The sequence below is a fragment of the Nonomuraea lactucae genome (assembly GCF_003313395.1).
Taxonomy (GTDB): domain Bacteria; phylum Actinomycetota; class Actinomycetes; order Streptosporangiales; family Streptosporangiaceae; genus Nonomuraea; species Nonomuraea lactucae.
In genome coordinates, this window is record NZ_QNFZ01001053.1 from 1 (window position 1) to 26,325 (window position 26,325).

Sequence of the window (26,325 nt, forward strand, 5' to 3'; positions counted from 1 at the left end):
CGCCCGCCCCGCTCGCAGCGCGCCCTCTGCCTGCCCGGGCACCGCCCGCCGACCGCGCCCCCGCCGCGCTCGCCGCGGATGCTTCCTACCGTCGGCACCCTAGCCCCTTTGTCCTGCTGCTTCATCCCTGGGAAGCAGACAGTACCCAGTTTAGAATCCTTGCATGGTTGCGCACGTTTCTGATGATTCGCCGGTCATGCCGGTGGAGGTGATCGTGGACGTGCTCAAGGCGATCGCCGATCCCACCCGGTTTCAGATCCTGCACGCGGTCTCGAGCCGGGAGCGGCGGGTCAGCCAGCTGGCCAAGCAGACCGGCACGCACGTGGCGGCGATCTCCCAGCACCTGGCCAAGTTGCGCGCGGCCGGATTGGTGATCGTGCGGCGCGAGGGCAGACGCATCTACTACCGGGCTGCCCACCCCCACATCGGCGTCCTGCTGGCCGAGGCGGGCCTGCTCACCGGATACATCAACGGCCTCATCACCCCGCCCGCCCCCACCACCGCGACAGATGCCATCACCGGGGCCGCCAGGCCCGCCGCGGCGGCGGGCGTGCGTCGTCCCGGCTGGGCACTGGCCGACGCCACGCTCCGCCTCGCCCGCCCCTGACCCGGCAGAGCCGGAGCACCCCCGGAGCGCCCGAGCCCAGCCGTTTCGAAAGGTAGCCCTGCCATGCCTGAGCGACGCCTGCGCAGGTTCGGCCCGCTGATGCGTGGCTCCCCGCGCGCCGGGACCGCCACCGAGCCGCCCGAGCGGTCCACGGCCCGCGCGCCGGCGAGGCCGAAGCGCCGGTGGAGGCCAGCATCGTCGACGGCGCCCTGTACATCGACGGTCGCCGCGCCGCCTCCCCGGCCACGCTGGCCGACACCTTCTCCCTGCTGCGCGACAAACCCGGCGCGATGGCCTGGTCAGCCTGTACTGGCCCGCCGAACACCACCTCGTCGCAGCCGCCGACGAGCTCGGCCTGCACGCGCTGGCCGTCGAGGACGCCATCGTCACCCACCAGCGGCCTAAGCTGGAACGCCACGGCGAGACCCTGTTCGTGGTTTGCGCGCCGCGCGCTATCTCGACGATGGGGAAGAGGTCGACTTCGGCGAACTGCACGTCTTCGTGGGCCGCGACTTCGTGCTGACTGTCTGCCACGGCGAGGCCCCCAACCTGGCCGCCGTGCGCCGCCGCAAGGAAGACCGGCCCGACCTGCTGGCCCGCGGCCCCGAAGCCGTCCTGTACGCCATCCTGGACGCCGCCGACATCAAACCGCCGGTAGCCTGTCGCTGCTGGTAGCCCTCCCTACGATGCTCGTGGCCTTCGCCCGCTACAGCCGCGACGGAAGCTTCGCGGTTCTCGCCGCCAACCCGCGCTTCGTTGCCGTCATGGTCGCCGGCTCGATCACCGGCGCCCTGATCGGCGGGCTGCTCGGCCTCATCCCGACCTGGTCCTCATCCCCAGCCTGGCCGCAATCCTGCTGATCTCGGCGGCGAAGATGGCTCGTCACACCTCTCCGAGCGCGTGAACTCCGCACCCTCGACCGATCTGAGCAACGGTCCGCGAACCTGATAGCACGATCTCGGTCAGAGTTCTCCCCTGGTCGCGCCGGGGCTCCCGCCCCTGGCGTCTTGCGTGCTAACGCCACTTCGACACATCCCGCAATTTAGGCGCATATACGTTTTCTTGACGCCTCCACCAGGCAAAACCCTCAATCCAGCCAAGTAGGCTGCGATGCGGCTTTACTCGATTTCGATGGAGGGTTGCCGGGATGGTGCTGGTGAAGCGGCCAGTTGCGACCGAGGGCACGCTGCGGTCGTGGCTGCTGCAGGGGCTGCAGACCGACCGGAAGCAGATCGAGCACGGCCCGCACGTCAAGCACCCGTGGTGGCGTGTGATGTGCCTGACCGGTGTCGACTACTTCTCCACTCTTGGCTACCAGCCGGGTATCGCCGCGCTCGCGGCCGGACTCCTGTCGCCACTGGCCACGCTGTTCCTGGTCGCGCTGACCCTGCTGGGTGCGCTGCCGGTTTACCGGCGGGTCGCGGCCGAGAGCCCGTACGGGCAGGGCTCGATCGCCATGTTGGAGAAGCTCGCCCCGCAGTGGTGGGGCAAGCTGTTCGTGCTGGCCCTGCTCGGGTTCGCCGCCACCGACTTCGTGATCACGATGACCCTGTCGGCGGCCGACGCGACGGCGCACATCCTGGAGAACCCGTTCGTGCCGCACTTCCTGGAAGGCCAGCGGGTCCTCGTCACCCTCGTGCTGCTGGCCCTGCTCGGCGGCGTGTTCCTGATGGGCTTCACCGAGGCGATCGGCATCGCCGTCCTTCTCGTCTTCGTCTACCTCGCGCTCAACGCCGTCGTCGTGGCGACCGCGATCCTCCACGTCATCGAGGCGCCGAGCGTGGTCGTGAACTGGGAGAACGCGCTGAAGGCCACCTACAGCAGCCCGCTCGCGATGATCGGCCTGTCGCTGCTGGTCATGCCCAAGCTGGCCCTGGGCATGTCCGGCTTCGAGACCGGCGTGGCCGTGATGCCGGTGGTCAAGGGTGACATCCAGGAGCGGATCAGGGGCACCAAGCGGCTGCTCACCACCGCGGCGCTGATCATGAGCGTGTTCCTGATCTTCTCCAGCTTCGTCACCACGGTGCTCATCCCGCACCAGGAATTCGAGGAGGGCGGCGAGGCCGCCGGGCGGGCGCTGGCATACCTGGCACACGAATACCTCGGCAACTTGTTCGGCACCGCCTACGACATCAGCACCATCGCCATCCTCTGGTTCGCCGGCGCCTCGGCGATGGCCGGGCTGATCAACCTGGTGCCCCGCTACCTGCCCCGGTACGGCATGGCGCCGGAGTGGACCGGCGCAGTCCGGCCCCTGGTGCTGGTGTTCTCCGCCATCGCGTTCGCCATCACGATCATCTTCGACGCCGACGTCGACGCCCAGGGCGGCGCGTACGCCACCGGCGTACTGGTCCTTATGCTGTCGGCGGCGGTCGCCGTTACGCTGTCGGCCCGTAGGAAAGGCCAGCGCGCGGCGACAGCTGGCTTCGCCACGATCTCGGCGGTCCTGGCCTACACCCTGGTGGACAACGTCATCGAGCGCCCCGACGGCGTGAAGATCGCCTCGTTCTTCATCGTGGCCATCATCGTCACCTCGCTGATCTCCCGGGCCACCCGCTCGACCGAGCTGCGCGTCACCGAGGTGCATCTCGACCCGCTGGCGGAGGAGTACGTCAACGAGGCGTGCGGGGACATCCACCTGATCGCCAACGAGCCGCACAAGCGCGACCAGGCCGAGTACAACGAAAAGCTGCGCGAGCAGTGGATCAACCACCGGCTGCGCTCCTCCGAACCGATCATGTTCGTCGAGGTGTCGGTGCCAGACGCCTCGGAGTTCGAGACCGAGCTGCACGTCAAGGGCGAGGAGCGATACGGCCACAAGATCCTCACCATCGAGAGCTCGGCCGTGCCCAACACCCTGGCCGCGCTCCTGCTCTACCTGCGCGACCGCACGGGCGGCACGCCGCACATCTACTTCCACTGGGCCGAGGGCAATCCGATCGTCGCGATGCTGCGCTATCTGGTCTTCGGCGGCGGTGATGTGCCACCGCTGACCAGGGAGGTGCTCCGCCAGGCCGAGCCCGACCTGGAGCGCCGGCCACACGTCCACGTCGGCTGAGCCGTCGGGGCCTGCCAGCCGGCGTTCTGGCCCGAGGGAGCCAGGAACCGGCGTGAGGGTCTTGCATCCGCTACCTAGTGCCGCATCAGGCAACGTTTGCCCTGTCGACACCGGTGCGTAGACGCCGGTCGTCGGCATGGCGGTTGCGCCAGATGAAGTAGCGGTTCGTGCTCAAGTGTGGGGCGTAGTTATCGCAGATGATGGCGATGCAACCTCCGGCGGATACAGGCTACGTAAGTAGCGGCAGAGCTCCAGGAACCTGATGCGGGTCTTGACGGGCTTGATATGGCCGTACAGCTTGTCTTTTCCCAGGTCGTAGGCGGCGAACAGGTGCCGTACTCCGTGCGGGCGGGTCGACTTGCTCGCGCTGCTCCAGGCCGGGACCGTGCAGCTGATGGAGGCCCTGCCGGTCGATGCCTACGCCGCCGAGCACATCTCCGGCGCGCGCAACGTGCCGGGACAGCTCACTGCCGAGCTGGCCGAGCAGGTGGCGCCCGATCGGGCGGGCTACGGCGACGTGCGCGTCTACGCAGGGGGCAAGCAGGACTGGGCGCAGGCCGGGATGGCCTTCGAGGGCAGCCGAGCGGGCACGATCACAGAAGCGACCGCCGCAGCGGGACGGCCAGCGTGAGGCAGGACCTCGACGGGCCGTACCTGCGCAGCGGGCAGGTGGCCGAGCAGGCCGGGGTGCTGATCGTCATCCCGCTGGCACTGGCCTGGCTCACCCAGGCGTGGGCGGCCCGGCGCCCGGTAGGTCGCGCGGCCGCTGGCGCGATCACCCGGGGTTTAGGGAAGGAGCAGGAAGAACGGTTCGTCGGCGGCGGTGCTGTCGTTAACGACAGGCCGTAACACGGCAGCGCGCCCGCACCACGCGCGAGATAGCAGGGCTCGGATACCACGGTATCCGGGCCCTGACACGTCAGCGGCGCGGCGCCTGCCACCGGGTGTCGAGCCGGCTGTGCCGCATTCGGCCTACCAGGCGGACATGCAGCGTCTCCGGCGTGTTGTCGCCCGCGTCCCTGCTGATCGCCAGCGTGCTGTGCCGCACCGATAGCTCGTTGGCGTTCACCACCATGCCCGGCGCGAGGACCAACTCCACGTTCGCCGCGTGCCCGCAGCTCGATGACCAGCTCGGGCGCGCTGCGCACCGCACTGGTCAGGTCCAGCATCACCTCGCACCACGCGGTGCGCAGCTCGAGCCGGTGCGGCAGCGTCCACCGGCCGTCACGGCGCACCGAGCCGTGCCGCTCATTGATGGTGAGCAGTTCGGCAGCCGGCTCGGCCGGCGTCCCGGCGAACGGCAGCGTGAGTGCGCCGTCGCTGCCTGGCGCCGCGACCACCCCGTCGACGTCGCTGACCGTGGCGGCGTACATCCGCGCCACCGATCGCGCGTCCGCGAGCATGTTCGCGGCCGGGAACTCGGCCGCTCGCCAGGCGCAGGTGGTGTGATAGTCGGTCGTGTTGTCCAGGGCGCCGCTGAGCTCGCCGGCGCGGGCTTGAACCGAGCCCGGGCCCCACACGGCGTTCACCGTGCGGTGACGGTGTCCGCGTCGAGTCCGGTGGTCGCGATCAGCCCGGCCGTGAGCTCATCCACGCTGAACGGTGCGGCGTAGTGGATCCGGGCCACCCGTCTCTCCTCGTCTGTCATTGGTTCGTGGTTACGCGTCCCAGGTGACCGGGAGGCTCTTGACCCCGTAGATGTCGGCGGCCTCCGGGCGCAGGGCGACCTCTTCGGCGGGTACGGCCAGGCGCAGCGTGGGGAAGCGGTTGAGGAGTGCGGGGAAGGCGACGCGCATTTCGACGCGGGCGAGCTGCTGGCCCAGGCACTGGTGAATGCCGTGGCTGAAGGCTAGGTGGCCGCCGTCCTGCCTGCGCAGGTCGAGCTCGTGGGGGTTGGGGAAGCGCTCGGGGTCGCGGTTGGCGGTGTTGAGGGACAGGATGACCGTCGTACCGGCCGTGATGGTGTGGCCGCCCAGCTCGATGTCCTCCAGCGCGACCCTGTGGAACTGCTTGGCGACGCTCAGATACCGCAGCAGCTCTTCGACGGCTTGGTCGGTGAGCGTGGGCTCGGCGCGCAGTGCGGCGAGCTGGTCCGGGTTCTGCAGCAGCGCGAAGGTGCCCAGCGCCAGCATGTTCGCGGTGGTGTCGAACCCGGCCGACAGCAGGATCAGGGCCATCCCCTGCAGCTCCTCGTCGGCCAGGTCGCTGTCGAGCAGGTCGCTGAGCACGTCGTCGGTTGGGTTCGCGCGCTTGGCCACCACCAACCCGGCGAGGTACTGCTGGGTCGCGGTGTAGGCCGCGATCAGCTCCTCGTCGCTGACCTCTCCGCCGAGGAACTTGTCGATGTTCTCCTGGAAGAAGCCCCGGTCCTCGTACGGCACGCCCAGCAGCTCGCAGATCACGATGGCGGGGATGGGCTTGGCGAACGCGGTCACCAGGTCCACCTGCGGTCCGGCCTTCTCCATGGCGTCCAGGTGGTCGGCGGTGATCTGCTCGACGCGTTCGGTGAGCAATCGCATCCGGCGGACGGTGAACTTGCCGACCAGTGGTTTGCGGTAGCGGCTGTGCTGTGGCTCGTCCATGAGGAGGAACTCGCCGGGCGGCGCCGGGGGGACCTCGATGTCGCCGTAGTCGATCAGCGGGTGGTGGCGCATGAGTTCCTTGCGCGAGCTGAATCGCGGGTCGGCCAGGACCGACCGGGCCAGGTCGTAGCCGGTGATCAGCCAGCCCTGGTGCCCGCCAGGGAAGGGGAAGCGACTGATCGGGCCGTGCTCACGGGCCTCGATCAGTTCCTTGGGCGGGTCGAAGGGACAGCCGGACTGACGCGCCGTCGGCATCGTCGTGACGGTGTGGAGGGATTCAGTCATGATCTTCCTTGTCTCGCGATAGGACGTGTTGGGTGGAGCTCGAAGGGTGCGCTGCAAGGAATGGCAGCCAGCCACAGGCTCTGGCGGGTATGCCGATCCGCGTCGGCGGTGCGCGTCGCTCCAGTCCACGACATCGGGGCGACGTCAGTACCCGGTGGGGGATCGACCCGCCCCCGGTGGAGGCCGTTCGTCACTCGCACCGGCAAGGCCAGCGGCTGCCGAAAGTGTCCCGGGTGGTCCGCTCACAGCCCGGTGCTCATATCGCGCAAATCTCCTGAAAGCCTCCCCCGGCAGCGGAGACAAGCCGAGGAAGTGCTGTTCTTGTTCAGGGCCGCGCTGCGATCTGCCTGTCCGCCACGCTCACCGGGATCAAGACAAGCCCGACCGATACGGCCTAGGAGATCTTGCGGTGGTAGGTGTTCATGGCGAAGCCGTACGCGACGATGAGGATGCCGGCACACCAGGCGAGGGCGATCCAGATGTCGGTGCCGACCGGCTGCTGGGTGAACAGGTTGCGAATGGCGTTGACGATAGAGGTCACTGGCTGGTGCTCGGCGAAGACGCGCAGCGGGCCGGGCATGGTGTCGGTGGGCACGAACGCCGAGCTGAGGAAGGGCAGGAAAATGAGCGGGTAGGAGAACGCGCTCGCACCGTCGGCGGACTTCGCGGTGAGACCGGGGATGACAGCGATCCAGGTCAACGCCAGGGTGAACAGGATCAGTATGCCGGCGACCGAGAGCCACGCCAGCACCCCCGCCGGTGAGCGGAAGCCCATGAGCAGGGCGACGAGCACGACGACGACGAGGGAGATCAGATTGGCGACCAGCGAGGTCAGCACGTGCGCCCACAGCACCGACGAGCGCGCGATCGGCATGGACTGGAAGCGCTCGAAGATGCCGCCCTTCATGTCCATAAACAGCCGGAACGCGGTGTAGGCGATGCCCGAGGCGACCGTGATCAACAGAATGCCGGGCAGGAGGTAGTTCACATACGAAACCGACCCTGTGTTGATCGCGCCGCCGAACACGTAGACGAACATCAGCATCATGGCGATCGGCATGATCGCGGTCGTGACGATGGTGTCCACGCTGCGGGTGATGTGGCGCAGGGATCGTCCCAGCAGGACGGCGGTGTCGCCGACGAAATGCTTGCTCATCGTTGTTCCTTACTTGCGTACCGAGATGCGGTGTTTGCCGGCGTCGCCGTCCTTGCCGTCGGCACCGACGAGCGCGAGGAAGACGTCCTCCAGGGTCGGCTGCTTCTCGACGTACTGAACCTTCGCGGGCGGGAGTAGCTGCTTGAGCTCGGCTAGGGTGCCGTTGACGATGATCCGGCCCTCGTGGAGGATCGCGATCCGGTCGGCCAGTTGCTCGGCCTCGTCCAGGTACTGGGTCGTGAGCAGCACCGTCGCGCCGTTCTCAGCGAGCTCCCTGACGGCCTGCCAGACCTCGATGCGCGCCTGGGGGTCAAGCCCGGTCGTCGGCTCGTCGAGGAAGATGATCGGTGGGTTGCCGATGAGGCTCATCGCGATGTCGAGGCGGCGGCGCATGCCACCCGAATACGTCGACACCTTCCGCCCGCCCGCGTCGGCCAGCGAGAAACGGGCGAGCAGATCATCGGCGATCTTGCCCGGGTTCTTGAGGTGCCTTAACCGAGCGACCAGCACGAGGTTCTCCCTCCCGCTGAGGATCTCGTCGACGGCCGCGAACTGTCCGGTGAGGCTGATGGACTCTCGCACGTCCGCAGCCTGCGCGGCGACGTCGAAGCCGTTCACGCGGGCGGTCCCGGCGTCGGCCTTGAGCAGCGTGGACAGGATCTTCACGGCCGTGGTCTTGCCCGCCCCGTTCGAGCCGAGCAGGGCGAAGATGCTGCCTCGTGCCACGGTGAAGTCCACGCCGCGCAGCACTTGCAGCTCCTTGTAGGACTTCTCCAGGCCGTACACCTGGATCGCCGGGGCTTGCTGTGTCGCCATCAGTCTGTCCTGTCCTTTCTTGCGGTGTTTTCGCCGGCGGCGCGTGCGATGGCGCTGGTGAAGCGGTTGCGCTCTCGGGCTCGGTACTGCCCGAGGGGGTAGTTGGCCATGAACGTCTCGACGAACTCCACGGGGTCTTCCCCGAAGATGTCGCGGATCGGGGTGCCGTCCGCCGCGCTCTGTTCAAACAGATCGGCCAGGTCTCCGTACATCGCCATCGCGCCGGTGCCGTCGGCCGGCCCGAAGTGCATCAGGTACCGCTCCAGCGCTTCAACTGCCGTGCGATAGTTCTCGGGAAGCTGCTTGATGCGCGCCTTGTACTGCCGCCAGCGCTTCTTCTCCTCGAGCGACCCGGTGACGATCTCCAGATACTGCAGGTACCGGCTCTTCGGCTCGTTCGATCCTGCGGCCATGTCTACTGACCTCCTTTGCGGAGCTGTTCGAGTCGTTCGGCGAGGAAGCTCCAGGTCCTCCAGAACTCTTCGAGGTACTCCCGTCCTTGCGCGTTGAGGGAGTACACCTTGCGGGGCGGCCCCTTCTCGGACGGGACCTTTTCCACGTCGACCAGGCCGCGCTGCTCGATCCTGACCAGCAGCGCGTAGATGGTGCCCTCGGCGATGTCGGTGAAGCCCTGGTCCCGCAGCCACGCCGTGATCTCGTAGCCGTAGGCGGATCGACCGGACAGGATCGCCAGGACGATGCCCTCAAGCGTTCCCTTGAGCATCTCGGTCATCTGCTTGCCCATGGAACCCCACTTTTTCTAGCTACTTGGTAACGCTAACTACCGGTACAAAGTAGCACTGACTACCAGTGCCTAGCAATACCGAATAGCTGGCGATCGGGGACAGCAAGCATGGTGGGTGCGGCCGGCCTGATCGCTGCTCGTAAGCGAGCCCGCCGCCGCCCCCTCAGGGGAGACGGGCTGCGTCAACGCACCGGAGAGTTCGATCCTCGGCTTCGCCGTCGCGGACGCGGCGGAAACACCGGCGACGACGAGCGAGGCCGCGAGCGCCGCGATCGCTGAACTGTTCATGGCATCCACCATCGCCGGGCCGCGCTGATACCGGGCCGTTGCCGTGCAGACACGTGACGCGATCGATGGCGTTGGTCAGCCGTTCCCGCTTGCGGCCCGGACTGGTGCTGCTTCATGGCGGAGTCAACGCGGCCCAACACATGATGAAGCTCGGTCCGGCCCTTGCTGCTGACTACACCATCTACCTGCCTGACCGGCGGGGTCGTGGCCTGAGTGGCCCCGCGGGGCCCGAGTACAGCATCGAACGGGAAGACGAGGACCTCGCCGCGGTGGTGAATCACACCGGCGCCGAGTTCGTGTTCGGGCCAGCCGATGGTGGCCTGTTCGCACTTCACGGAGCGATCGGTCTGGATCGGGTCAGCAAGGTGGCCGCCTACGAACCACTTCTCATGCTGGGTCGCCGGGACGACGACGAGATCCGTCGCGTGTTCACGACCATGCAGGACCTGATCAGGTCCGGGCGGGGCGGCAAAGCAATCGTCTTCTCCTCCGCTGAGGCGGCGACGCGGGCGGCCCGCGATGGCCGTGCCCCGCCGCGATCGCCACCGCGCTGCTGAAATTCTTCGGGGTATGAGCGATCTGACCGCCAAAGCCAGAATCCGCAACGCTGCCATGCAACTGTTCGGGGAAGTCGGTTACGAGCGGGCGACAACCCGGGCTATCGCCGAGCGCGCCGGTGTGACTTCCGGGTTGATCCGCCACCACTACGGCTCCAAGGAGAAACTGCTCGCCGCTTGCGACGAGCGGATCATCGACCTCATCCGGAAACTGGAGGCGCGGGCCGAGGCCGGCGCCGGGGGGTTGAGTCCGCTACAGAGCATCGGCCCATACCGCCAGTACCTGGCCAGGGCCCTGTTCGAAGGCCGGGCCGCAGCCGTGTTCGATCACATGGTGGCGTCCACACAGAAATGGTTGACGCTCGCCGATCAGGCACGGTCAGATCCCCCCGACATTCCCGTCCGGGCCCGTGCCACGGTGCAAACCGCCTTTGCCCTCGCCGTCGGCATGCTCGCCCCCCACATCTCGCGTGGCTTGGATGTCGACATCACGACACCCGCAGGGAACTCGACGCCAGTTACAAACGCCGCTGACGGGGGCACGCCGGCGTCGTCGTACATGGGCTGTCCGCTACCCCCAGGCGCAGTCGGGCCAGTAGCAGCCACGCGGCTGCGGCTTCGGCCGCCAGGTCCGCAAACATCGGGCGCTGAGCGGCGGCTCGTCGGCCCTACCTCTGTTGAGCGGCCGTCGCCGGTGAGATGCCGATGATGAGGGGCACGAGCGCGAATCGGATACGACGGGCGCGGCCGGGGCGGTGGTCTTCAGCGGGGCTCGCGGGGGGGAGAAGGGCCACCGGCACGCGACCCGGGTCGGTTGGCCCGCCGCGGCCCACCCCACCCCGGAAATAGCAGATCGAGCACGTCGAGGGTGTCATCGACCGATGTGGTCTCCAGGTGCCGCACCGTGGCCAGCAACGTGGCGCCCTGCCGATCGACTGCCAGGTCCCGCAGCGTGGGCGCCTTGGCCGCCAGGCCGTAGCGGGCCAGGGCCCGGAGCTTGACCGCCGGCACCGGATCCACCGGCACCGCCAGCAGCTTGCCCGAGCCTGGCGCATCTCGGCGGATACGCGGCCGAACAACAGCGCGTGCCGCCGCTCGTTCGACCGCCCGCCGTACCTCCCGACCAGCCGTACCGTGACCCACTGCGCTGCTCACGGGGTGAAGCGGTAGCCCATTCCCGGTTCGGTGAGCAGGTGGGCCGGGCGTGCGGGGTCGCGTTCGAGCTTCTTGCGCAGCTGGGCCATGTACTGGCGCAGGTAGTGGGTTTCCTTGACGTGTTTGTTGCCCCACACCGCGGTCAGCAGGTGGCGCTGGGGGATCAGCTTGCCGGGGTTGCGCAGCAGGATCTCCAGGATGTGCCATTCGGTGGGGGTCAACCGCACCCCGTCGGAGATGGTCTTCCTGGTCAGGTCGACCACGTGGTCACCGATCTGAATGCTGGCGAGTTCGGCTTCCTGGATCGCTGCCCTGCGGGAGACGGCACGGATGCGGGCGAGGAACTCGTCGATGCCGAACGGTTTGGTGACATAGTCGTCGGCGCCCGCGTCCAGCGCCTCGATCTTGTCCGCGCTGCCGGCACGTCCCGACAGTACGACGATGGGGATCTGGGTCCAGCCGCGCAGGCCGTGGATGACGTCGACGCCGTCGATGTCGGGCAGGCCGAGGTCGAGGACGACGAGATCGGGATGCCAGTCCGCGGCTTGGCGCAGGGCGGAGCCGCCGTCGGTGGCGACCGCCACCTCGTAGTGGCGGGCCGCGAGGTTGATGCGCAGCGCCCGGAGTATCTGCGGTTCGTCGTCGACGACCAGGATCCTGGTCATGCCATCATCGTCCGGGAGGACACGGGCATCTTAATGATCATGGTGAGGCCGCCGCCGGGTGTCTCTTCAGGGGTGAGCATGCCACCCATGGCCTCGGTCAGCCCTCTTGAGAGCGCGAGGCCGAGGCCGACGCCCGTGTGGTTGTCGCGGTCGCCGAGCCGCTGGAAGGGTACGAACAACCGCTCGATCGCGTCGGCGGGGATGCCCGGGCCACGGTCGATCACCCGGATCTCGACCTGGTCGCCGTACCGACTGGCTGTGATCAGTACGTTCTCGTCCGGCGGGCTGTAGCGGACGGCGTTGGTCATCAGGTTGACCAGCACCCGCTCCAGCAGCGCCGGGTCGGCCGTGATCTCGGGGAGCTCGGTGGAGATGTCGCCCTCCACGCGGTCACGCAGCGGCCCGAGATCGTCCATCGCCCGCGGGACGACTTCTTCGAGCGCCACCGGATGCAGGGAAAGCCCGAGCGCGCCTGCTTGCAGGCGGCTCATGTCGAGCAGGTTGTCCACGAGCCGGCCGAGCCGGGCGAGGGATTCGTCCGCGGTGGCCAGCAGTTCGGCGCGGTCCTCGGGTGACCAGTCGACGTCCCCGCTGCGCAGGCTCTCCACGGCGGCCTTGGCGGCGGCAAGGGGTGTGCGCAGGTCGTGGCTGACGGCGGCCAGCAGCGCGGTGCGCATCCTGTCGGCCTCCGCCAGGGGCCTGGCCTGCTCGGCCTCCTCCTCCAGGCGTTCCTGGCGCAGCGCGACCGCGGCTTCGGCGGCGAACGCCTCCAGCACCTTCCTGTCGCTGGCGTCCAGCAGCCGCCCGCGCGCCGCCAACACCAGCCGTTCATTGATGACGACGTCGCTGTCGGCCGCGCCGGGGCTCGTGCACGGCGCTCCTCCGGAGGTGGACAGGATCCGCCATGCCCGCGGTTCGGACTGGTCGTCGGGGGTGGGCTCGCCGATGCGTTCGAGCAGCGTGACCGAGGCCAGCCCGAAGGTCTCGCGCAGGCGGCCGAGCAGCGAGGGTAGTGCGGCCTCGCCGCGCAGCACGTGCCCGGCCAGGGTGGACAGCACCTCGGCCTCCGCCCGGGCGCGGGCCGCCTCCCGCGTACGGCGGGCGGCCACGTCCACGATCGTGCTGACCGCGGCGGCCACCAGGACGAAGACGATGAGCGCGAAGAGATGCTCCGGGTCGGCGATGGTGAGCTGACCGATCGGCGGCGTGAAGAACCAGTTGAGCAGCAGCGACCCTCCGACGGCCGCGGTGATGGCGGGCCACATCCCGCCGGTGAGCGCGACGCCGACGACCAGGAGCAGGAAGAGCAGGATCTCGCTGGGCAGCGAGAGGACGTCCCTGAACGGCGACAGCGCGGCGGTCAGCAGCGGCAGGCCGAGCACCGCGACGGCCCACCCGGCCAGCCTGCGCTTCCTGGTCAGGGCGGCCCGCGATCGTTCATGGCGGGTCCGGCCCTTCTTGGCCTCCTCGTGCGTGACCAGGTGTACGTCGATGGGGCCGGACAGGGCCGTGGTCTCCACTCCCACACCGCGCGACAGGATCTGCGCGAACCTGCCGCGCCGCGAGGCTCCCAGCACGAGCTGGGTCGCGTTGACGCCGCGGGCGAAGTCGAGCAGGGCGCGCGCCACGTCGTCGCCGACGACCTGATGGTAGGTGCCGCCCATGCTCTCCACCAGGACGCGCTGGCGGGCCAGATGGGCCGGATCTCCGCCGACGAGGCCGTCGGAGCGGGACACGTGGACGGCCAGCAGGTCGGCGCCCTTCGTCCGGGCGGCGATCCGGGCCGCGCGCCGTACCAGCGTGTCGCCCTCGGGGCCGCCGGTCACCGCCACCACGACCCGCTCGCGCGCCTCCCACGTGCCCTCGATGCCGTGATCGGCGCGGTAGCGGTCGAGCTGCTCGTCCACCTTGCCGGCCACCCACAGCAGGGCCAGCTCGCGCAGCGCGGTCAGGTTGCCCACCCGGAAGTAGTTGGACAGCGCCGCGTCCACCTTCTCCGGGGCGTAGACGTTGCCGTGCGCCATCCTCCTGCGCAGCGCCTCCGGCGACATGTCGACCAGCTCGACCTGGTCGGCCCGCCGCACCACCTCGTCGGGGACCGTCTCGCGCTGCGGGATCCCGGTGATCTGCTGCACCACGTCGTTGACCGACTCCAGGTGCTGGATGTTGACCGTGGAGACGACGTCGATACCGGCGTCGAGGATGTCGTCGATGTCCTGCCAGCGCTTGACGTTGTCGGAGCCGGGGACGTTGGTGTGGGCCAGCTCGTCCACCAGCGCGATCCTGGGGCGGCGGGCGATGACCGCGTCGACGTCCATCTCGGTGAAGGTGGCCCCGCGGTGGACCAGTGTCCTGCGGGGGATCACCTCCATGCCGTCGAGCAGCGCGGCCGTGCGGGCGCGGCCGTGGGTCTCGACGAAGCCCACGACCACGTCGCGGCCCCGCTCCAGCCCCCTGCGGCCCTCGCAGAGCATCGCGTAGGTCTTGCCGACCCCGGGCGCGGCGCCCAGGTAGACCCGCAGTCGCCCGCGTGGCATCCGGATCACCCCTTGTCGAGGGCGAGGTTGAGCTGGAGGACGTTCACCGCCGGCTCTCCCATAAAGCCTAGAGCCCGGCCGGTGGTGTGCCGCCTGATCAGCGCCTCGACCTCGGCCCGGACGAGGCCGCGCTCCCTGGCCACCCTGGGCGCCTGCAGCTCGGCGTAGGCGATGGAGATGTGCGGGTCCAGGCCCGAGCCGCTGGCCGTCACGGCGTCGGCGGGCACCTCGACGCGGGTGACGCCGCCGCGGACGGGGACGGTGCGTCCGGCCGAGTAGTCCTCGCCCGGCCTGCCGCACTCGACGCCCACGCCCTGGTAGGCGGTGACGAACGGGGTGGCCGGGCAGGACTGGTTGACGCTCACCGCCCGGACCGGTGCGCCGACGGCGGGGAAGACCTTCAGCACCGCGCCGACGCCGTCGGGCGTGCAGTACGGTCGCGCGCCGGAGACGCCCTCCAGCTCGCCGACCGCCTTGGAGCGGGCGCACACGCGGGTGAGCAGCGACTGCCTGCCCTCGTCCGGGGCGCCGGGCACCGCCAGAGTGTCCACGACATCCTCGGGGCCGAGGTTGCTCGCCGCGGTGGAGAGCAGGTCGTAGCCGTCGCCGGCGGCGGACGGCCTGGACTGGAAGTAGCTCCTGACGGGGGCGCCCTCCTGGTCGGTGAAGGACTGGCCGATGATGGCGCTGCCGACGGTCTTGCCGTCCTTGTCCACGAGCGAGCCGTCGGCCTTTCCGTGGAAGAGCGCCTGGGCGACTCCCGTGGCCGCCGCCGGGTAGAGGACGCCGGTCACCACCGTCAGGACGAGCAGCGCGCGCAGCGCGGCGAGGTGCTGGCGGGCCCAGCCTGGCATGCGGTCCATTACGACATCCCCGGAACGAAGTGGATGAGCAGGTCGATGAGCTTGATGCCGATGAACGGCACGATGACGCCGCCCAGGCCGTAGAGATAGAGGTTGCGGCTGAGCAGCTTGGAGGCGCTGGACGGCCGGTAGCGCACGCCGCGCAGGGCGAGCGGGATCAGCGCGACGATGATGATCGCGTTGAAGACGACCGCGCTCAGGATCGCCGACTGCGGGCTGGCCAGGCGCATGATGTTGAGCGCGTCCAGGCCCGGGTACACCGCGGCGAACATCGCCGGGATGATGGCGAAGTACTTGGCGACGTCGTTGGCGATGGAGAACGTGGTCAGCGCGCCGCGGGTGATGAGGAGCTGCTTGCCGATCGCGACGATCTCAATGAGCTTGGTGGGGTTGGAGTCGAGGTCGACCATGTTGCCCGCCTCTTTGGCGGCGCTGGTGCCGGTGTTCATGGCCACGCCGACGTCCGACTGGGCGAGGGCGGGGGCGTCGTTGGTGCCGTCACCGGTCATCGCGACCAGGCGGCCGCCCTGCTGCTCCTGCTTGATCAGCGTGAGCTTGTCCTCGGGCGTGGCCTCGGCCAGGAAGTCATCGACTCCAGCCTCGTCGGCGATGGCCTTGGCGGTCAGCGGGTTGTCGCCGGTGATCATGACCGTGCGGATTCCCATGCGGCGCATCTCGTCGAACCGCTCGCGCATGCCCTGCTTGACGACGTCCTTGAGGTGGATGACGCCGAGCACGCGGCCCTTCTCCGCCACCACGAGCGGGGTGCCGCCGCTCGCCGAGATGCCGTCCACCAGGTGGCCCACCTCGTCGGTGGGGTGGCCCCCGTGGTCGCGCACCCACTTCATGACCGCCGTGGCCGCGCCCTTGCGCACCTCCCGGCCGTCCAGATTCACGCCCGACATGCGAGTCTGCGCCGTGAACGGCACCCACGTGGCGTGCGCCAGCTCGCCCGGCGCGCGCTCGCGCAGGCCGTACGCCTGCTTGGCGTAGACCACGATCGAGCGGCCCTCCGGCGTCTCGTCGGCCAGGCTGGACAGCTGGGCCGCCTCTGCGAGCTGCCGCTCCGTCACGCCGTCGACCGGGACGAACTCCGAGGCCTGCCGGTTGCCCAAGGTGATGGTGCCGGTCTTGTCCAGCAGCAGCGTGGAGACGTCGCCGGCGGCCTCGACCGCGCGTCCGCTCATGGCGAGCACGTTGCGCTGGACGAGCCGGTCCATGCCGGCGATGCCGATTGCCGACAGCAGCGCGCCGATCGTGGTCGGGATGAGGCAGACGATGAGCGAGATCAGCACGATGCCGGATACGCCGTCGGTGGTGAGCGCCAGGGAGTCGGGGACGCCCGGGTTGACCGACTTGGAGTAGATCGCCAGGGGCTGCATGGTGGCGGTGGCGACCAGGAAGATGATCGTCAGCGCGGCCAGCAGGATGTTGAGCGCGATCTCGTTCGGTGTCTTCTGCCGGTTCGCGCCCTCGACCAGGGCGATCATGCGGTCCACGAAGCTCTCGCCGGGCTTCTGGGTGATCCGTATGATGATCTTGTCGGACAGTACCTTGGTGCCGCCGGTCACCGCGGAGCGGTCGCCGCCGGACTCGCGGATGACGGGCGCGGACTCGCCGGTGATGGCCGACTCGTCCACGCTGGCGATGCCGTCGATCACGTCGCCGTCTCCGGGGATGGTCTCCCCGGCCTCGACGACGACGACGTCGCCTTGCTTGAGCTCCGACGCGCCCACGACATCCCACTTGGAGTGGTCGTCGCTTCTGAGCCGGCGAGCGGTGGTGTCCCGCTTGGCGGCGCGCAGCGTGGCGGCCTGCGCTTTGCCTCGCCCCTCGGCGACGGCCTCGGCCAGGTTGGCGAAGACCACGGTCAGCCAGAGCCAGACCACGATGGCCCAGGCGAACCACGACGGGTCGACGATCGCCAGGATGGTGGTGAAGGCAGCGCCGATCTCGACGATGAACATCACCGGGTTGCGCCACATGGTGGCGGGGTTCAGCTTCTTCAGCGCGTCGGGCAGCGACCTGATCATCTGGCGCGGGTCGATGAGCCCGCCGCCGATCCGGCCGTCCGCCTTCTTGGCGGAACGGCCCGGCGCTTCCAGCACGGGGGTTGACATCACAGGAGTCCTTCTGCAAGCGGCCCGAGCGCCAGCGCCGGGAGGAAGGTGAGAGCGACCAGGATGACGGTCACGCCGACGAGCAGGCCGACGAACTGCGGCCGGTGGGTGGGCAGCGTGCCCGCCGAAGCGGGCACGGGGGCCTGCCCGGCCAGCGATCCCGTCAGCGCCAGGACGAGCACGATCGGCAGGAAACGGCCGAAGATCATGCACAGGCCGAGCGTGACGTTGTGGAAGGTGGTGTTCGCGCTGACCCCGGCGAAGGCCGAGCCGTTGTTGTTGGAGGCGCTCGTGTAGGCGTACAGGATCTCCGACAGCCCGTGCGGCCCGGTGTTCAGCATGGCCGAGCGGCCCGCCGCCGTGGCCATCGCCACCGCCGTGCCGATCAGCACCAGGACCGGCGTGACCAGGAAGTACAGCGAGGCGAGCTTGATCTCACGCGGGCCGATCTTCTTGCCCAGGTACTCAGGCGTACGGCCGACCATCAGGCCCGCCACGAACACCGTGATCACGGCCAGGATGAGAATGCCGTACAAGCCCGCGCCCACGCCTCCGGGAGCCACCTCGCCGAGCAGCATGTTGAAGATCAGCATGCCGCCGCCGAGCGCGGTGTAGGAGTCGTGGAAGGAGTTCACCGAGCCGGTGCTGGTAAGCGTCGTGGCGCTGGCGAACATGCCGGAGTTCGACACGCCGAAGCGGCTCTCCCGGCCTTCCATCGCCTGGCCGATCGCCTGCGGCACGGTGCCGCTCGCGCTCAGCTCCGCCCAGTTGGTCAACCCGATGCTGATGATCGCGATGATCGCCATCACGCTCACGATCGCGTACCCCTGCCGGTCGTCGCCGACCATCCGGCCGAACGTACGAGGCAGGCTCGTCGCGATCACCAGCAGGAGGAAGATCGTCACCCAGTTGGTCCACGAGGTGGGGTTCTCGAACGGGTGGGCGGAGTTGGCGTTGAAGATGCCGCCGCCGTTGGTGCCCAGATCCTTGATCGCCTCCTGCGACGCGGCGGCGGCCGGGGTGAACGTCTGCTCTCCACCCGTCAGCGTGGCCCAGGTGAAGTGGTCGCCGAACGTCTGGATCGCGCCCCCGGCCACCAGGACCAGCGCCGCCACGAACGCGATCGGCAGCAGGATCCTGACGGTGCCGCGCACCAGGTCCACCCAGAAGTTGCCGAGCGTGCCGGACCTGCCGCGGGCCAGGCCGCGCACCAGCGCGATCGCCACCGCCATGCCGACGGCCGCGGACACGAAGTTCTGCACGGCCAGCCCCGCGGTCTGCACGACGTGGCCCATGGCAGCCTCGCCGGAGTAGGCCTGCCAGTTGGTGTTGGTGACGAAACTGACCGCGGTGTTCCAGGCCAGCGCCGGCTCGACCGGCTTCATGCCCAGGCTCAGGAACAGGTGGTTCTGCACGCGCTGCAGGCCGTACAGGAACAGGATCGACACCGCCGAGAACGCCAGCACGCTGCGCGCGTACACCCCCCAGCGCTGCTCACCGTCCGGCCTGACACCCACCAGCCGATAGAGCATCAACTCGATACGGGAGTGACCGGCGCCAGTGTAGACCCGGAACATGTAGTCGCCCAGCGGCCGGTAGCACAGGGCCAGGGCGACAAGCAGCGACCCGATGAACAGGAGTCCCGCCGCGCTCGACGACATCAGAAACGCTCCGGGAAGAGCAGGGCGGCGACCATGAAGACCACCAAACCGGCGACCACGACCAGACCCGCGGCATTGACAGCACTCACAGCCGCTCCACCGCCTTCACGACCAACCCGAGGATCACGAACACCGCGATCGTCAGGCCGACGAAGATGACGTCCGTCATCCCCACTCCTCAAATCCGGGACATGTTGACCGAGCCGCCAGAAAGGCGGCCACAAGGCCAGCAAATCCCGGGATTCGAGCGGATTTGCCGTTCTTGACGGGTTTCATACGGCGAAGGCCCAAATATTGACGCCCTCCCTACGCCGCACCCACGTCTGCCACCGTCGCTCGCCCGCGCAGGCGAACGGTCCCGTCGCCGGCTCGCAGGCTGTTCAGCCGCGCGCGGCCGTATCGAGCGCGGTGCCAACCTGATCGGCGAGGGTCACCGCGACCAGCCGTGCCTGCAGAGGCGGGACGCTTCCCGGCGTGGGCTCGAGCATGAACCGACCGTAGAAGCGGCCGTTACCGATCGTCCGCAGCTCGACCTCCTCATCGGGCAGGCCCAGCCGATCGACGTCCCATCGTTTATGACCCCAGACCACGGCCCCGTCCTGTTCAAGCCGGGGAGGGTGACCGGTCAGGATTCCGTACTCGAAGCGGCACCCGCGCAGGTTCAGCAAGTCGGTGAGCTCAGCCGTGACATGATCCACTATCGTGTCGGTCGCCCTCGCGGACTGAGCCAGCTCGGCGGTCTCGTGGATCCGGGCGAGATAGTCGGCATCGGTGACGGTGATCACCCGCAGTCGGCGAGCGTAAGCGGCCAGTTGCGAGACCGCCAGACCCACCACGAGCAGAAGCACAGCGGTCTCGATATCCGCGGACTTGGTGATCGAGAAGCGCTGGTAAGGGTGAGTGAAGAAGAAATCGAACCACACCGCCGCCGAGAGCGCGGCCAGCGCGCCGGCGAGGCGGTTCCCGATAGCGGCGACCGCGACCACGACCACGACCAGAATAAGAGCCACACTCGTATTCGGCAGCGCGCTGCGGAAGGGCAGGAGCACCAGGGCGACGGCCAGCGGAGCCACCAGGGCGGCCAGGAGCGCGATGCGATCCCAATCCAGATAGCGAGGCATCATCCCCACCCTCAGGTCGTATCTACCCAGGTCAATGCCCTACCCCTACCCAGCCACCTCTGATCGACCAAGTGGCAGCGGAAGGCCAGACGCCACCGGCCGACCGGTCGGCGAGCACGGGCGCCGCCGATCGGCCATGACCTTCAAACCCCCGGCATGCCCGAGCTGCGCTGGGCGCCTACGGCTACGCTTCCTCCCTGGCCTTGATCGCCCTGGTCTGCCTCAGCCTGTACGTAAAGCTTCAAACGCCGCAACTTGCTGTGAGCCCGACCGCTCGGCTTCGCCGACCAAACAGACCGCATCCGCCGGGGCCCACCCCGCCTGGGGACACCGCAAGATCTGGGCGTTATGCCGTTTTGACGGCCACCAGGTGTCCGCCTCGACCGTGGAGCGGATCATGCGCCGCTGCGGCCTGCTGCAAGGACGCGACCACACCGCCGAGATCCGCGCCTGGGCGGCACAGCGGCGCGCGGCCTTCGCTCAGATCCCGACCGGCCCTAACCAGGTCTGGCAGCTTGACTTCACCGAGTTCGAGACCAGCGCGGGCGGGACCTGGCGGATCGCCGGCTGCGCCGATTACCACGCCAAGGGCTGCCCAAGAACAGTGTCGGCCAGGCCGGTCTATGCCGGGGTGGTGGAACACAGCATCTACGTCCATCCCGGGTGCCAGGAGCACGGGATCGGGAGGGCGCTGCTGTCAGCGTTCGTCGCTGCCTGCGAGGACGCGGGTGTGTGGACTATTCAGACCGGGATCTTTCCCGAGAACGTCGCCAGCCTGTCCCTGCACCAGGCGCTTGGCTTCCGCCAGGTGGGCATCCGCGAACGCATCGGCCGTCACCACGGCATCTGTGGGATGTGATCTTCATGGAACGGCGGAGCGCGACCGTCGGCACCTGAGCCAGACTGCCAGCGCCGTAATCCTGATCAGCCAGATGTGGGCAGCACTTCGATGATCACCGCGTCCACTCGCTTCCGAATCTCATCACGGATCGGGCGAACGGCTTCAATCCGCTGACCGGCGGGGTCGTCAAGGTTCCAGTCCAGATACTTCTTGTCAGGGAAGACCGGGGAAGCGTCGCCGCATCCCATCGTGATGACGACGTCGGAGGCCTCGACGGACCCGACAGTCAAGATCTTTGGCGTCTGGCTGGAGATGGCGATGCCGTCTGTGTGGGTGCACTCGGCTTTCGCTGCGCGCCGTTGAGCCGCGACCACATGCGATCCCGAACGTCCGGGCTTCACCAAGCCGACACCTCCTCGATGTGGACAAGGCCTCCTGCCAGGCTATATACACGGGCATTGATATCGACAGATGCCAATGTGGAGTGCCGGTGGAGCTGCTTGAGACGCTGGAATGTTGTTCGCCGTTGGCTGGCGAACCGCTCGACACCGAGCACGCGGCCCGGCTGGCTCGGGTGTTCAAGGCGCTGGGTGATCCCGTACGGCTGCGCATCGTGTCGATCGTGGCCAGTCACGGGGGCGGCGAGGCGTGCGTGTGCGACCTGACGGCGAGCTTCGACGTGTCCCAGCCGACGATCAGCCATCACCTGAAGGTGCTCAAGCAGGTTGGGCTGCTGACCAGCGAGCGGCGCGCCTCGTGGGTCTACTACCGCATCGTCCCCGAGATGATGGCCGAACTGTCCGCCCTGTTGGATGTCTCCGGAGCGCTGAGCGTGTCCCCTGCGGGTCGGGGCGGTGGCCGATGAGCCTGCCGCGGCGACTGCTGGCCGAGTTCGTGGGCACTGCGCTGCTGGTAACCGTGGTGGTCGGCTCGGGGATCATGGCCCAGACGCTTTCGCCGGGCGATGTGGGCCTGCAACTGCTGGAAAACTCCACCGCGACCGTGTTCGGCCTCGGCGTGCTGATCGTAGTGCTCGGACCGGTGTCGGGAGCCCACTTCAACCCCGTGGTGTCGGCGGCTGACTGGTGGTACCTGCGGCAGGGCGGAGCCGGGTCGCGCATGAGTGACTTGGCGGCCTACGCGGTCGTACAGATTCTGGGAGGCATAGGCGGGGCCATCCTGGCCAACGCGATGTTCGACAAGCCCGCGATCTCCTGGTCCACGCATGACCGATCCGCGCCGCATCTCTGGCTGGGCGAAGTCGTCGCCACCGCGGGGCTCGTTCTGGTCGTCTTCTGCCTGGTGCGCGCGGGGCGGGCGGCCGTCGCGCCGGTCGCGGTGGCGAGCTATATCGGGGCGGCCTACTGGTTCACCTCCTCCACCAGCTTCGCCAACCCTGCCGTCACGATCGGCCGGGCGTTCTCCGACACCTTCGCCGGGATCGCTCCAGCGTCGCTGCCCGGCTTCATCGCAGCGCAAATCGTCGGCGGCATCATCGGTCTCCTGCTGGTGCATGGCCTGTTCGGTCGCGTCGAAGCCATCGTGCAGGAGCCCGTCGTACCGCGTGAGTAGGGTCCCGATTCCGCTGCTAACGCGCAGGCCGGCTCGCGTTGAGTCTGCCCTACCTGGCTAGAACCGGCTGCTGGCCGGCTCTTGACGCCGGGGGATTAGGTCAATGACTATTGACTCAATGGACACTGACCAGAATCAGGCGCTGGTGGCCAGGGCGCGGGTGCATGCCGCGCTCGGTGAGCCCGCCCGTTTGGCGATCGTCGACCACCTGGCCCTTGGCGACGCTTCGCCCGGAGAGATCGGCCAGAAGCTCGGGCTGCCCACCAACCTGCTCGCCCATCACATGAAAATCCTTGATCAGGCGGGGTTGATCCGGCGGCGCCAGTCGGAGGGCGACCGGCGGCGCAGTTACCTGCAACTGGTGCCCGGCACACTGGCCGGTTTGCTGCCCGCTCCCCTGCGCCATGCGCCTCGGGTGGTGTTCGTCTGCACGCACAACTCGGCGCGATCTCAGCTCGCCGCGGCGCTGTGGGCGAGCAGGGGCAGCGTGCCGGCCGTCTCGGCGGGTACCAGACCGGCGGCGCGGGTGCACCCTCATGCCGCGGCTGTCGCCCGCCGGCACGGGCTGTCGCTGGCCACCGCACGCCCCTGTCATCTGGACGACGTGGTCGCCCCCGACGACCTGGTCGTGGCGGTGTGTGACAACGCCCATGAGGACCTGGGCGATCAGCTCGGGGGTGGTGCACGGCTGCACTGGTCGGTGCCCGACCCGGTTGCGACAGGCACCGACACGGCCTTTGAGCACGCTTACACCGACCTCGCCGGCCGGATCGACCGGCTGGCTCCGGCTGTCCATCCCCCAAAGAATAAGTGAGCGATCATGTCCCAGATGTACCAGCGTGATGGCCTGACCGTGGATCAGCGACTCGCGCTGACCACCGCCGCCCGCCGCCTGCGCGATGAGTTCACCGACGTCTTCGGCACCGAGACCATCGAACGTTTCCTGCACACCAGCTATGACCAGTTCGCTGCGCACAGCACCATCGCCAACTTCCTGCCGCTGCTGGCCGAGCGCTTCGCCCGACAGCGCCTACACGCGCTGGCCCGGGTCGAAGGTCACGGCGACGGGAAGCCGATCGTGCTGTTCCTGTGCGTGCACAACGCCGGCCGCTCGCAGATGGCGATGGGCTTCTTCCAGCACCTGGCCGGCGAGAACGCGCTGGCCTGGTCCGGCGGGTCGGAGTTCGCCACTCAGATCAACCCCGCCGCGGTCGCGTCCATGGCCGAGCGGGGCATCGACATCTCCAAGGAGTTCCCGAAGCCGTGGACGGAGGAGATCGTCCGGGCTGCTGATGTGGTGGTCACCATGGGCTGTGGCGACGCCTGCCCGGTCTATCCCGGCAAGCGCTACCTGGACTGGGAACTGGACGATCCGGCGGGCAAGGGCGTCGAGGACGTGCGCCCCATCCGCGACGAGATCGAACGCCGCGTCCGCGCCCTGCTCGACGAACTCGGCGTTCCTGCCAACTGACGAAGCAGTCCCCCTCGTCACGCATGTCCTTCCCGAGCGGAAGCCGTGCGCCTGCGCACTGCACACGCCCTCAACCGATGCCGCGGAGCGGGGAATCGGCCTTCCCACCAGCGCGCCAGCTAGGCGACCGAGGTGTGAGCGGGGGGTGTCAGGGGTGCCATCGCGTTCCGGCTGAGGACCATCGACGACGGTGACGGCGATCAGGTGCTGCGGCGCAGAATGGCCCAGCTGCCCCGGCCGCCGCTGCTTTCGATCGCGGTCCAGGCGCCGCGCAGAGCGGTGAGGATCTGCTCAGTCGGGACATACAGGGGGCCATCGGCGCCGAGCAGGTTGATCCACACCACCGCCCCGCCACTGGTCAGGACGCGGTTGAGTTCGCGGGCGAAGCAGAACGCGTCGATCAGGACAGCCGCGTCGAGGACGCCGTCGCGGATCGGCAGGCGGGAGGCGTCGCAGCACGCCCGGCGGCCCGGGCTCTCCCGGGCGGCGGCGAGTCAGTGGGCGCGCTGGGACCTCACCCGGCAGTCAGGAGCTCGGCCAGGTCGGCGGGCATGGGAATCGGCTGGGTGAGGGAGACGCGGGCGCGACCGGTGTTGCCTTCGGGGTAGCGGCGGAGCGCCGAGCCGGGCGCGGCCACGATGATCCGCACCACCTGGCCGATGGCTTCGCGGCGGTCGCGCTGGGCGATGGCCAGCGCGAACATGGCGATGTGGTTGCGCGTGTGGAGCCAGGGCCACGGCTGGGAGATGATGTGCGCCCGCTCCAGATGCCGCCAGCGCTGTTCGGAGTCGCCGTTGGTGCGGGCGGCATCCATCTCGGCGCGGTAGGCGGCCCGCACCGCGGCGTGCATCGGGCGGCCGATCATCGGTCGTTCTCCTTCTCAGCGGTGCAGCAGCCGTCCGAACACGACGTGGCGGCGCCCGGCTCGTCGGCGCGGATGGGGCTGGGGATGGCGCAGCAGGTGTCGCCGCGCCAGGCCTTGCGCCCTTCGTTGACCGCGACGGCCGCGATGACCAGGGCGGCGATCGGGTCGGCCCACGACCAGCCGAAAGCGCTGTTGAGCGCCAGGCCCACGAGCAGCACGGCCGACAGGTAGGTGCACAGCAGCGTCTGCTTGGAGTCGGCCACCGCCGAGGCGGAGCCGAGCTCGCGGCCGGCGCGGCGCTGTGCGTACGACAGGAATGGCATGATCACCAGCGAAGCCGCGGCCAGGATCAGGCCGGGGGTGGAATGCTCGGCCTCGCCGACGCCGGCCAGGGCGCGCACGGCGTCGACGGTGACGTAGGCGGCCAGCGCGAAGAACGAGATCGCGATGACGCGCAGCGCGGCCCGTTCCCGCTTCTCGTGGTCGGTGGTCGTGAACTGCCAGGCGACCGCGGTGGCCGAGGCGACCTCGACGATGGAGTCCAGGCCGAAGCCGATCAGTGCGGCGGAGGAGGCGATGGTGCCGGCGGTGATGGCCACGATGGCTTCGATCACGTTGTAGGTGATGGTCGCGGCGACCAGCAGCCGGATACGGCGGCGCAGTACGGCGCGGCGGACCGGGGCGGGTCCGAGGCCGGGCAGGTTCAGCGCGGTCATGCGACGGGCTCTCCCTCCGCCAGCGGGTCGGCGTCGCGGTCGTGGCCATCGGGGCTGGAGGCGTGGCAGAGGGTGACGGCGTGGCCGGTGGCGGCCAGCAGCTGCTCGGCCGCGCCCAGCAGGTCCATCAGCTCGGGCCGGGTCAGCGCGTAGTAGGACTGGCGGCCTTGGGCGCGGTAGTCGACCAGCCCGCAGTCGCGCAGGCAGGCCAGGTGCTTGGAGATCGTGGACTGGGCCAGGCCGAGTTGGTCGGTCAGGTCCACCACCCGGGCCTCGCCTCGGGCGAGGCGTTGCACGATCTTCAGCCGGGTTTCATCGGCCAGCGAGTGAAACAGCGCCGCCGCCGGGGCGATGCCCGCGGCGATGTCGGCGTTCACACACCGGCCAGCATCACTATCAATCGCCATAACACGATGATAGCCCGAATCCATTATGAGTTGGCAAGAGCGCTCGGCATCGGGGAGCCTGGCGCTAGCGGCGAAACGCGGGCTTATCGCAGATAGTCATATGCGAAAAGCGTGGCCGCGTGCACGGCCTGGACCGGCCCCGGGCTCGGAGAGGCGGGAACCGGAGGGTTAGTCTTCGGTCTGCCTGACGGCAGGCCCGTTCTGGGCTGAAAATCGGGGTGGTTGCCCGCCGACGTC

The 26,325-nt window shown here is 68.8% G+C and carries 34 protein-coding genes; 14 read left to right on the forward strand and 20 right to left on the reverse strand.

Annotated elements, in window-relative coordinates; genetic code table 11:
* The first annotated feature begins 163 nt into the window (after nucleotides 1–163).
* The 6 genes from DQW85_RS40765 to DQW85_RS40790 all read left to right on the forward strand — a co-directional run bounded on the left by DQW85_RS40765 (nucleotide 164) and on the right by DQW85_RS40790 (nucleotide 4,514).
* The gene (locus DQW85_RS40765) at nucleotides 164–607 is read left to right on the forward strand and encodes an ArsR/SmtB family transcription factor (RefSeq protein WP_205315792.1); all 444 of its coding nucleotides are present in this window, start codon (nucleotides 164–166) and stop codon (nucleotides 605–607) included.
* A gap of 438 nt (nucleotides 608–1,045) precedes the next feature.
* On the forward strand, nucleotides 1,046–1,282 hold the full coding sequence (locus DQW85_RS46255; RefSeq protein ID WP_205315793.1) for a magnesium transporter CorA family protein: 237 nt from the start codon (nucleotides 1,046–1,048) through the stop codon (nucleotides 1,280–1,282).
* 11 nt (nucleotides 1,283–1,293) lie between these two features.
* A complete protein-coding gene (locus tag DQW85_RS45210; protein ID WP_162795773.1) occupies nucleotides 1,294–1,467 on the forward strand; it encodes a hypothetical protein in 174 nt (57 codons plus the stop codon).
* 287 nt (nucleotides 1,468–1,754) lie between these two features.
* Nucleotides 1,755–3,665, forward strand: coding sequence for an APC family permease (locus DQW85_RS40775; RefSeq protein ID WP_113705083.1), 1,911 nt, complete (start codon nucleotides 1,755–1,757; stop codon nucleotides 3,663–3,665).
* Between the two features lie 358 nt (nucleotides 3,666–4,023).
* Nucleotides 4,024–4,296 (forward strand): rhodanese-like domain-containing protein, encoded by a 273-nt coding sequence (locus tag DQW85_RS40785; RefSeq protein WP_113705084.1) that lies wholly within the window; start codon nucleotides 4,024–4,026, stop codon nucleotides 4,294–4,296.
* Entirely contained in the window at nucleotides 4,293–4,514 is a 222-nt protein-coding gene (locus DQW85_RS40790; protein WP_113705085.1) for a hypothetical protein, read from the forward strand. Before DQW85_RS40785 ends, DQW85_RS40790 begins: the two co-directional genes overlap by 4 nt.
* A 70-nt stretch (nucleotides 4,515–4,584) precedes the next feature.
* Here the strand turns inward: DQW85_RS40790 and DQW85_RS40795 are convergent, their stop codons facing one another.
* The gene (locus DQW85_RS40795; RefSeq protein ID WP_113705086.1) at nucleotides 4,585–4,764 is read right to left on the reverse strand and encodes a hypothetical protein; all 180 of its coding nucleotides are present in this window, start codon (nucleotides 4,762–4,764) and stop codon (nucleotides 4,585–4,587) included.
* Nucleotides 4,765–4,787: 23 nt separating this feature from the next.
* Between DQW85_RS40795 and DQW85_RS40800 the strand changes: the two genes are divergently transcribed.
* Nucleotides 4,788–5,114 (forward strand): hypothetical protein, encoded by a 327-nt coding sequence (locus DQW85_RS40800; protein ID WP_113705087.1) that lies wholly within the window; start codon nucleotides 4,788–4,790, stop codon nucleotides 5,112–5,114.
* A 76-nt stretch (nucleotides 5,115–5,190) separates the two neighbouring features.
* On the opposite strand, the gene DQW85_RS47825 is transcribed toward DQW85_RS40800, so the two are convergent.
* The 6 genes from DQW85_RS47825 to DQW85_RS40830 form a co-directional block, all read right to left on the reverse strand.
* Nucleotides 5,191–5,313: a hypothetical protein gene (locus DQW85_RS47825; RefSeq protein ID WP_275888305.1), complete on the reverse strand. Its 123-nt coding sequence runs from the start codon at nucleotides 5,311–5,313 to the stop codon at nucleotides 5,191–5,193.
* A gap of 10 nt (nucleotides 5,314–5,323) precedes the next feature.
* Nucleotides 5,324–6,532: a cytochrome P450 gene (locus DQW85_RS40810; protein ID WP_113705088.1), complete on the reverse strand. Its 1,209-nt coding sequence runs from the start codon at nucleotides 6,530–6,532 to the stop codon at nucleotides 5,324–5,326.
* A gap of 394 nt (nucleotides 6,533–6,926) precedes the next feature.
* Nucleotides 6,927–7,688, reverse strand: coding sequence for an ABC transporter permease (locus tag DQW85_RS40815; protein WP_113705089.1), 762 nt, complete (start codon nucleotides 7,686–7,688; stop codon nucleotides 6,927–6,929).
* Nucleotides 7,689–7,697: 9 nt separating this feature from the next.
* Nucleotides 7,698–8,504: an ABC transporter ATP-binding protein gene (locus tag DQW85_RS40820; protein ID WP_113705090.1), complete on the reverse strand. Its 807-nt coding sequence runs from the start codon at nucleotides 8,502–8,504 to the stop codon at nucleotides 7,698–7,700.
* Nucleotides 8,504–8,917 carry a DUF1048 domain-containing protein gene (locus tag DQW85_RS40825; protein ID WP_113705091.1) on the reverse strand — a complete coding sequence of 138 codons (414 nt, stop codon included), beginning with the start codon at nucleotides 8,915–8,917 and terminating at the stop codon, nucleotides 8,504–8,506. Before DQW85_RS40825 ends, DQW85_RS40820 begins: the two co-directional genes overlap by 1 nt.
* A gap of 2 nt (nucleotides 8,918–8,919) precedes the next feature.
* Nucleotides 8,920–9,249 (reverse strand): PadR family transcriptional regulator, encoded by a 330-nt coding sequence (locus tag DQW85_RS40830; protein WP_113705092.1) that lies wholly within the window; start codon nucleotides 9,247–9,249, stop codon nucleotides 8,920–8,922.
* 341 nt (nucleotides 9,250–9,590) lie between these two features.
* On the opposite strand from DQW85_RS40830, the gene DQW85_RS40835 reads away from it, so the two are divergent.
* A complete protein-coding gene (locus DQW85_RS40835; RefSeq protein ID WP_240197749.1) occupies nucleotides 9,591–10,094 on the forward strand; it encodes an alpha/beta fold hydrolase in 504 nt (167 codons plus the stop codon).
* Between the two features lie 13 nt (nucleotides 10,095–10,107).
* Nucleotides 10,108–10,803 carry a TetR/AcrR family transcriptional regulator gene (locus tag DQW85_RS40840; protein WP_162795774.1) on the forward strand — a complete coding sequence of 232 codons (696 nt, stop codon included), beginning with the start codon at nucleotides 10,108–10,110 and terminating at the stop codon, nucleotides 10,801–10,803.
* A 53-nt stretch (nucleotides 10,804–10,856) separates the two neighbouring features.
* Here DQW85_RS40840 and DQW85_RS40845 read toward each other — a convergent pair whose 3' ends face one another.
* The 8 genes from DQW85_RS40845 to DQW85_RS40885 form a co-directional block, all read right to left on the reverse strand.
* The gene (locus DQW85_RS40845; protein ID WP_162795775.1) at nucleotides 10,857–11,120 is read right to left on the reverse strand and encodes a hypothetical protein; all 264 of its coding nucleotides are present in this window, start codon (nucleotides 11,118–11,120) and stop codon (nucleotides 10,857–10,859) included.
* 125 nt (nucleotides 11,121–11,245) lie between these two features.
* Nucleotides 11,246–11,914 (reverse strand): response regulator, encoded by a 669-nt coding sequence (locus DQW85_RS40850; protein ID WP_113705096.1) that lies wholly within the window; start codon nucleotides 11,912–11,914, stop codon nucleotides 11,246–11,248.
* Nucleotides 11,911–14,451, reverse strand: a complete 2,541-nt coding sequence (locus DQW85_RS40855) for a DUF4118 domain-containing protein (RefSeq protein WP_113705111.1) — start codon at nucleotides 14,449–14,451, stop codon at nucleotides 11,911–11,913. The genes DQW85_RS40850 and DQW85_RS40855 overlap by 4 nt, the downstream gene beginning before the upstream one ends.
* A 5-nt stretch (nucleotides 14,452–14,456) precedes the next feature.
* On the reverse strand, nucleotides 14,457–15,314 hold the full coding sequence (locus tag DQW85_RS40860; protein ID WP_113705097.1) for a potassium-transporting ATPase subunit C: 858 nt from the start codon (nucleotides 15,312–15,314) through the stop codon (nucleotides 14,457–14,459).
* Nucleotides 15,314–17,434 carry a potassium-transporting ATPase subunit KdpB gene (gene kdpB / locus DQW85_RS40865; protein WP_113705098.1) on the reverse strand — a complete coding sequence of 707 codons (2,121 nt, stop codon included), beginning with the start codon at nucleotides 17,432–17,434 and terminating at the stop codon, nucleotides 15,314–15,316. Before kdpB ends, DQW85_RS40860 begins: the two co-directional genes overlap by 1 nt.
* Nucleotides 17,434–19,095: a potassium-transporting ATPase subunit KdpA gene (gene kdpA, locus DQW85_RS40870; protein ID WP_113705099.1), complete on the reverse strand. Its 1,662-nt coding sequence runs from the start codon at nucleotides 19,093–19,095 to the stop codon at nucleotides 17,434–17,436. The genes kdpB and kdpA overlap by 1 nt, the downstream gene beginning before the upstream one ends.
* Entirely contained in the window at nucleotides 19,095–19,184 is a 90-nt protein-coding gene (kdpF, locus tag DQW85_RS40875) for a K(+)-transporting ATPase subunit F (protein ID WP_113705100.1), read from the reverse strand. Before kdpF ends, kdpA begins: the two co-directional genes overlap by 1 nt.
* Before the next feature lie 291 nt (nucleotides 19,185–19,475).
* On the reverse strand, nucleotides 19,476–20,216 hold the full coding sequence (locus DQW85_RS40885) for a DUF4118 domain-containing protein (RefSeq protein WP_113705112.1): 741 nt from the start codon (nucleotides 20,214–20,216) through the stop codon (nucleotides 19,476–19,478).
* Between the two features lie 385 nt (nucleotides 20,217–20,601).
* On the opposite strand from DQW85_RS40885, the gene DQW85_RS46265 reads away from it, so the two are divergent.
* Nucleotides 20,602–21,075 (forward strand): GNAT family N-acetyltransferase, encoded by a 474-nt coding sequence (locus tag DQW85_RS46265; protein WP_240197750.1) that lies wholly within the window; start codon nucleotides 20,602–20,604, stop codon nucleotides 21,073–21,075.
* A gap of 65 nt (nucleotides 21,076–21,140) precedes the next feature.
* Here the strand turns inward: DQW85_RS46265 and DQW85_RS40895 are convergent, their stop codons facing one another.
* On the reverse strand, nucleotides 21,141–21,458 hold the full coding sequence (locus tag DQW85_RS40895) for an arsenate reductase/protein-tyrosine-phosphatase family protein (RefSeq protein WP_420819219.1): 318 nt from the start codon (nucleotides 21,456–21,458) through the stop codon (nucleotides 21,141–21,143).
* 89 nt (nucleotides 21,459–21,547) lie between these two features.
* Between DQW85_RS40895 and DQW85_RS40900 the strand changes: the two genes are divergently transcribed.
* The 4 genes from DQW85_RS40900 (at nucleotide 21,548) to DQW85_RS47360 (ending at nucleotide 24,100) form a co-directional block, all read left to right on the forward strand.
* The gene (locus tag DQW85_RS40900; RefSeq protein WP_113705104.1) at nucleotides 21,548–21,922 is read left to right on the forward strand and encodes an ArsR/SmtB family transcription factor; all 375 of its coding nucleotides are present in this window, start codon (nucleotides 21,548–21,550) and stop codon (nucleotides 21,920–21,922) included.
* Nucleotides 21,919–22,629: an aquaporin gene (locus DQW85_RS40905; protein WP_113705105.1), complete on the forward strand. Its 711-nt coding sequence runs from the start codon at nucleotides 21,919–21,921 to the stop codon at nucleotides 22,627–22,629. Before DQW85_RS40900 ends, DQW85_RS40905 begins: the two co-directional genes overlap by 4 nt.
* Nucleotides 22,630–22,747: 118 nt before the next feature.
* Nucleotides 22,748–23,443, forward strand: a complete 696-nt coding sequence (locus DQW85_RS40910; protein WP_113705106.1) for an arsenate reductase/protein-tyrosine-phosphatase family protein — start codon at nucleotides 22,748–22,750, stop codon at nucleotides 23,441–23,443.
* A 15-nt stretch (nucleotides 23,444–23,458) separates the two neighbouring features.
* A complete protein-coding gene (locus DQW85_RS47360; RefSeq protein ID WP_205315794.1) occupies nucleotides 23,459–24,100 on the forward strand; it encodes an arsenate reductase/protein-tyrosine-phosphatase family protein in 642 nt (213 codons plus the stop codon).
* Nucleotides 24,101–24,300: 200 nt separating this feature from the next.
* Here DQW85_RS47360 and DQW85_RS45215 read toward each other — a convergent pair whose 3' ends face one another.
* The 4 genes from DQW85_RS45215 to DQW85_RS40930 form a co-directional block, all read right to left on the reverse strand.
* Nucleotides 24,301–24,441: a hypothetical protein gene (locus DQW85_RS45215; RefSeq protein WP_162795777.1), complete on the reverse strand. Its 141-nt coding sequence runs from the start codon at nucleotides 24,439–24,441 to the stop codon at nucleotides 24,301–24,303.
* A gap of 173 nt (nucleotides 24,442–24,614) precedes the next feature.
* Nucleotides 24,615–24,965, reverse strand: coding sequence for a DUF3703 domain-containing protein (locus DQW85_RS40920; RefSeq protein ID WP_113705108.1), 351 nt, complete (start codon nucleotides 24,963–24,965; stop codon nucleotides 24,615–24,617).
* Nucleotides 24,962–25,681: a cation efflux transmembrane domain-containing protein gene (locus DQW85_RS40925; RefSeq protein ID WP_113705109.1), complete on the reverse strand. Its 720-nt coding sequence runs from the start codon at nucleotides 25,679–25,681 to the stop codon at nucleotides 24,962–24,964. Before DQW85_RS40925 ends, DQW85_RS40920 begins: the two co-directional genes overlap by 4 nt.
* The gene (locus DQW85_RS40930; protein WP_113705110.1) at nucleotides 25,678–26,088 is read right to left on the reverse strand and encodes an ArsR/SmtB family transcription factor; all 411 of its coding nucleotides are present in this window, start codon (nucleotides 26,086–26,088) and stop codon (nucleotides 25,678–25,680) included. Before DQW85_RS40930 ends, DQW85_RS40925 begins: the two co-directional genes overlap by 4 nt.
* Nucleotides 26,089–26,325: the final 237 nt, after the last annotated feature.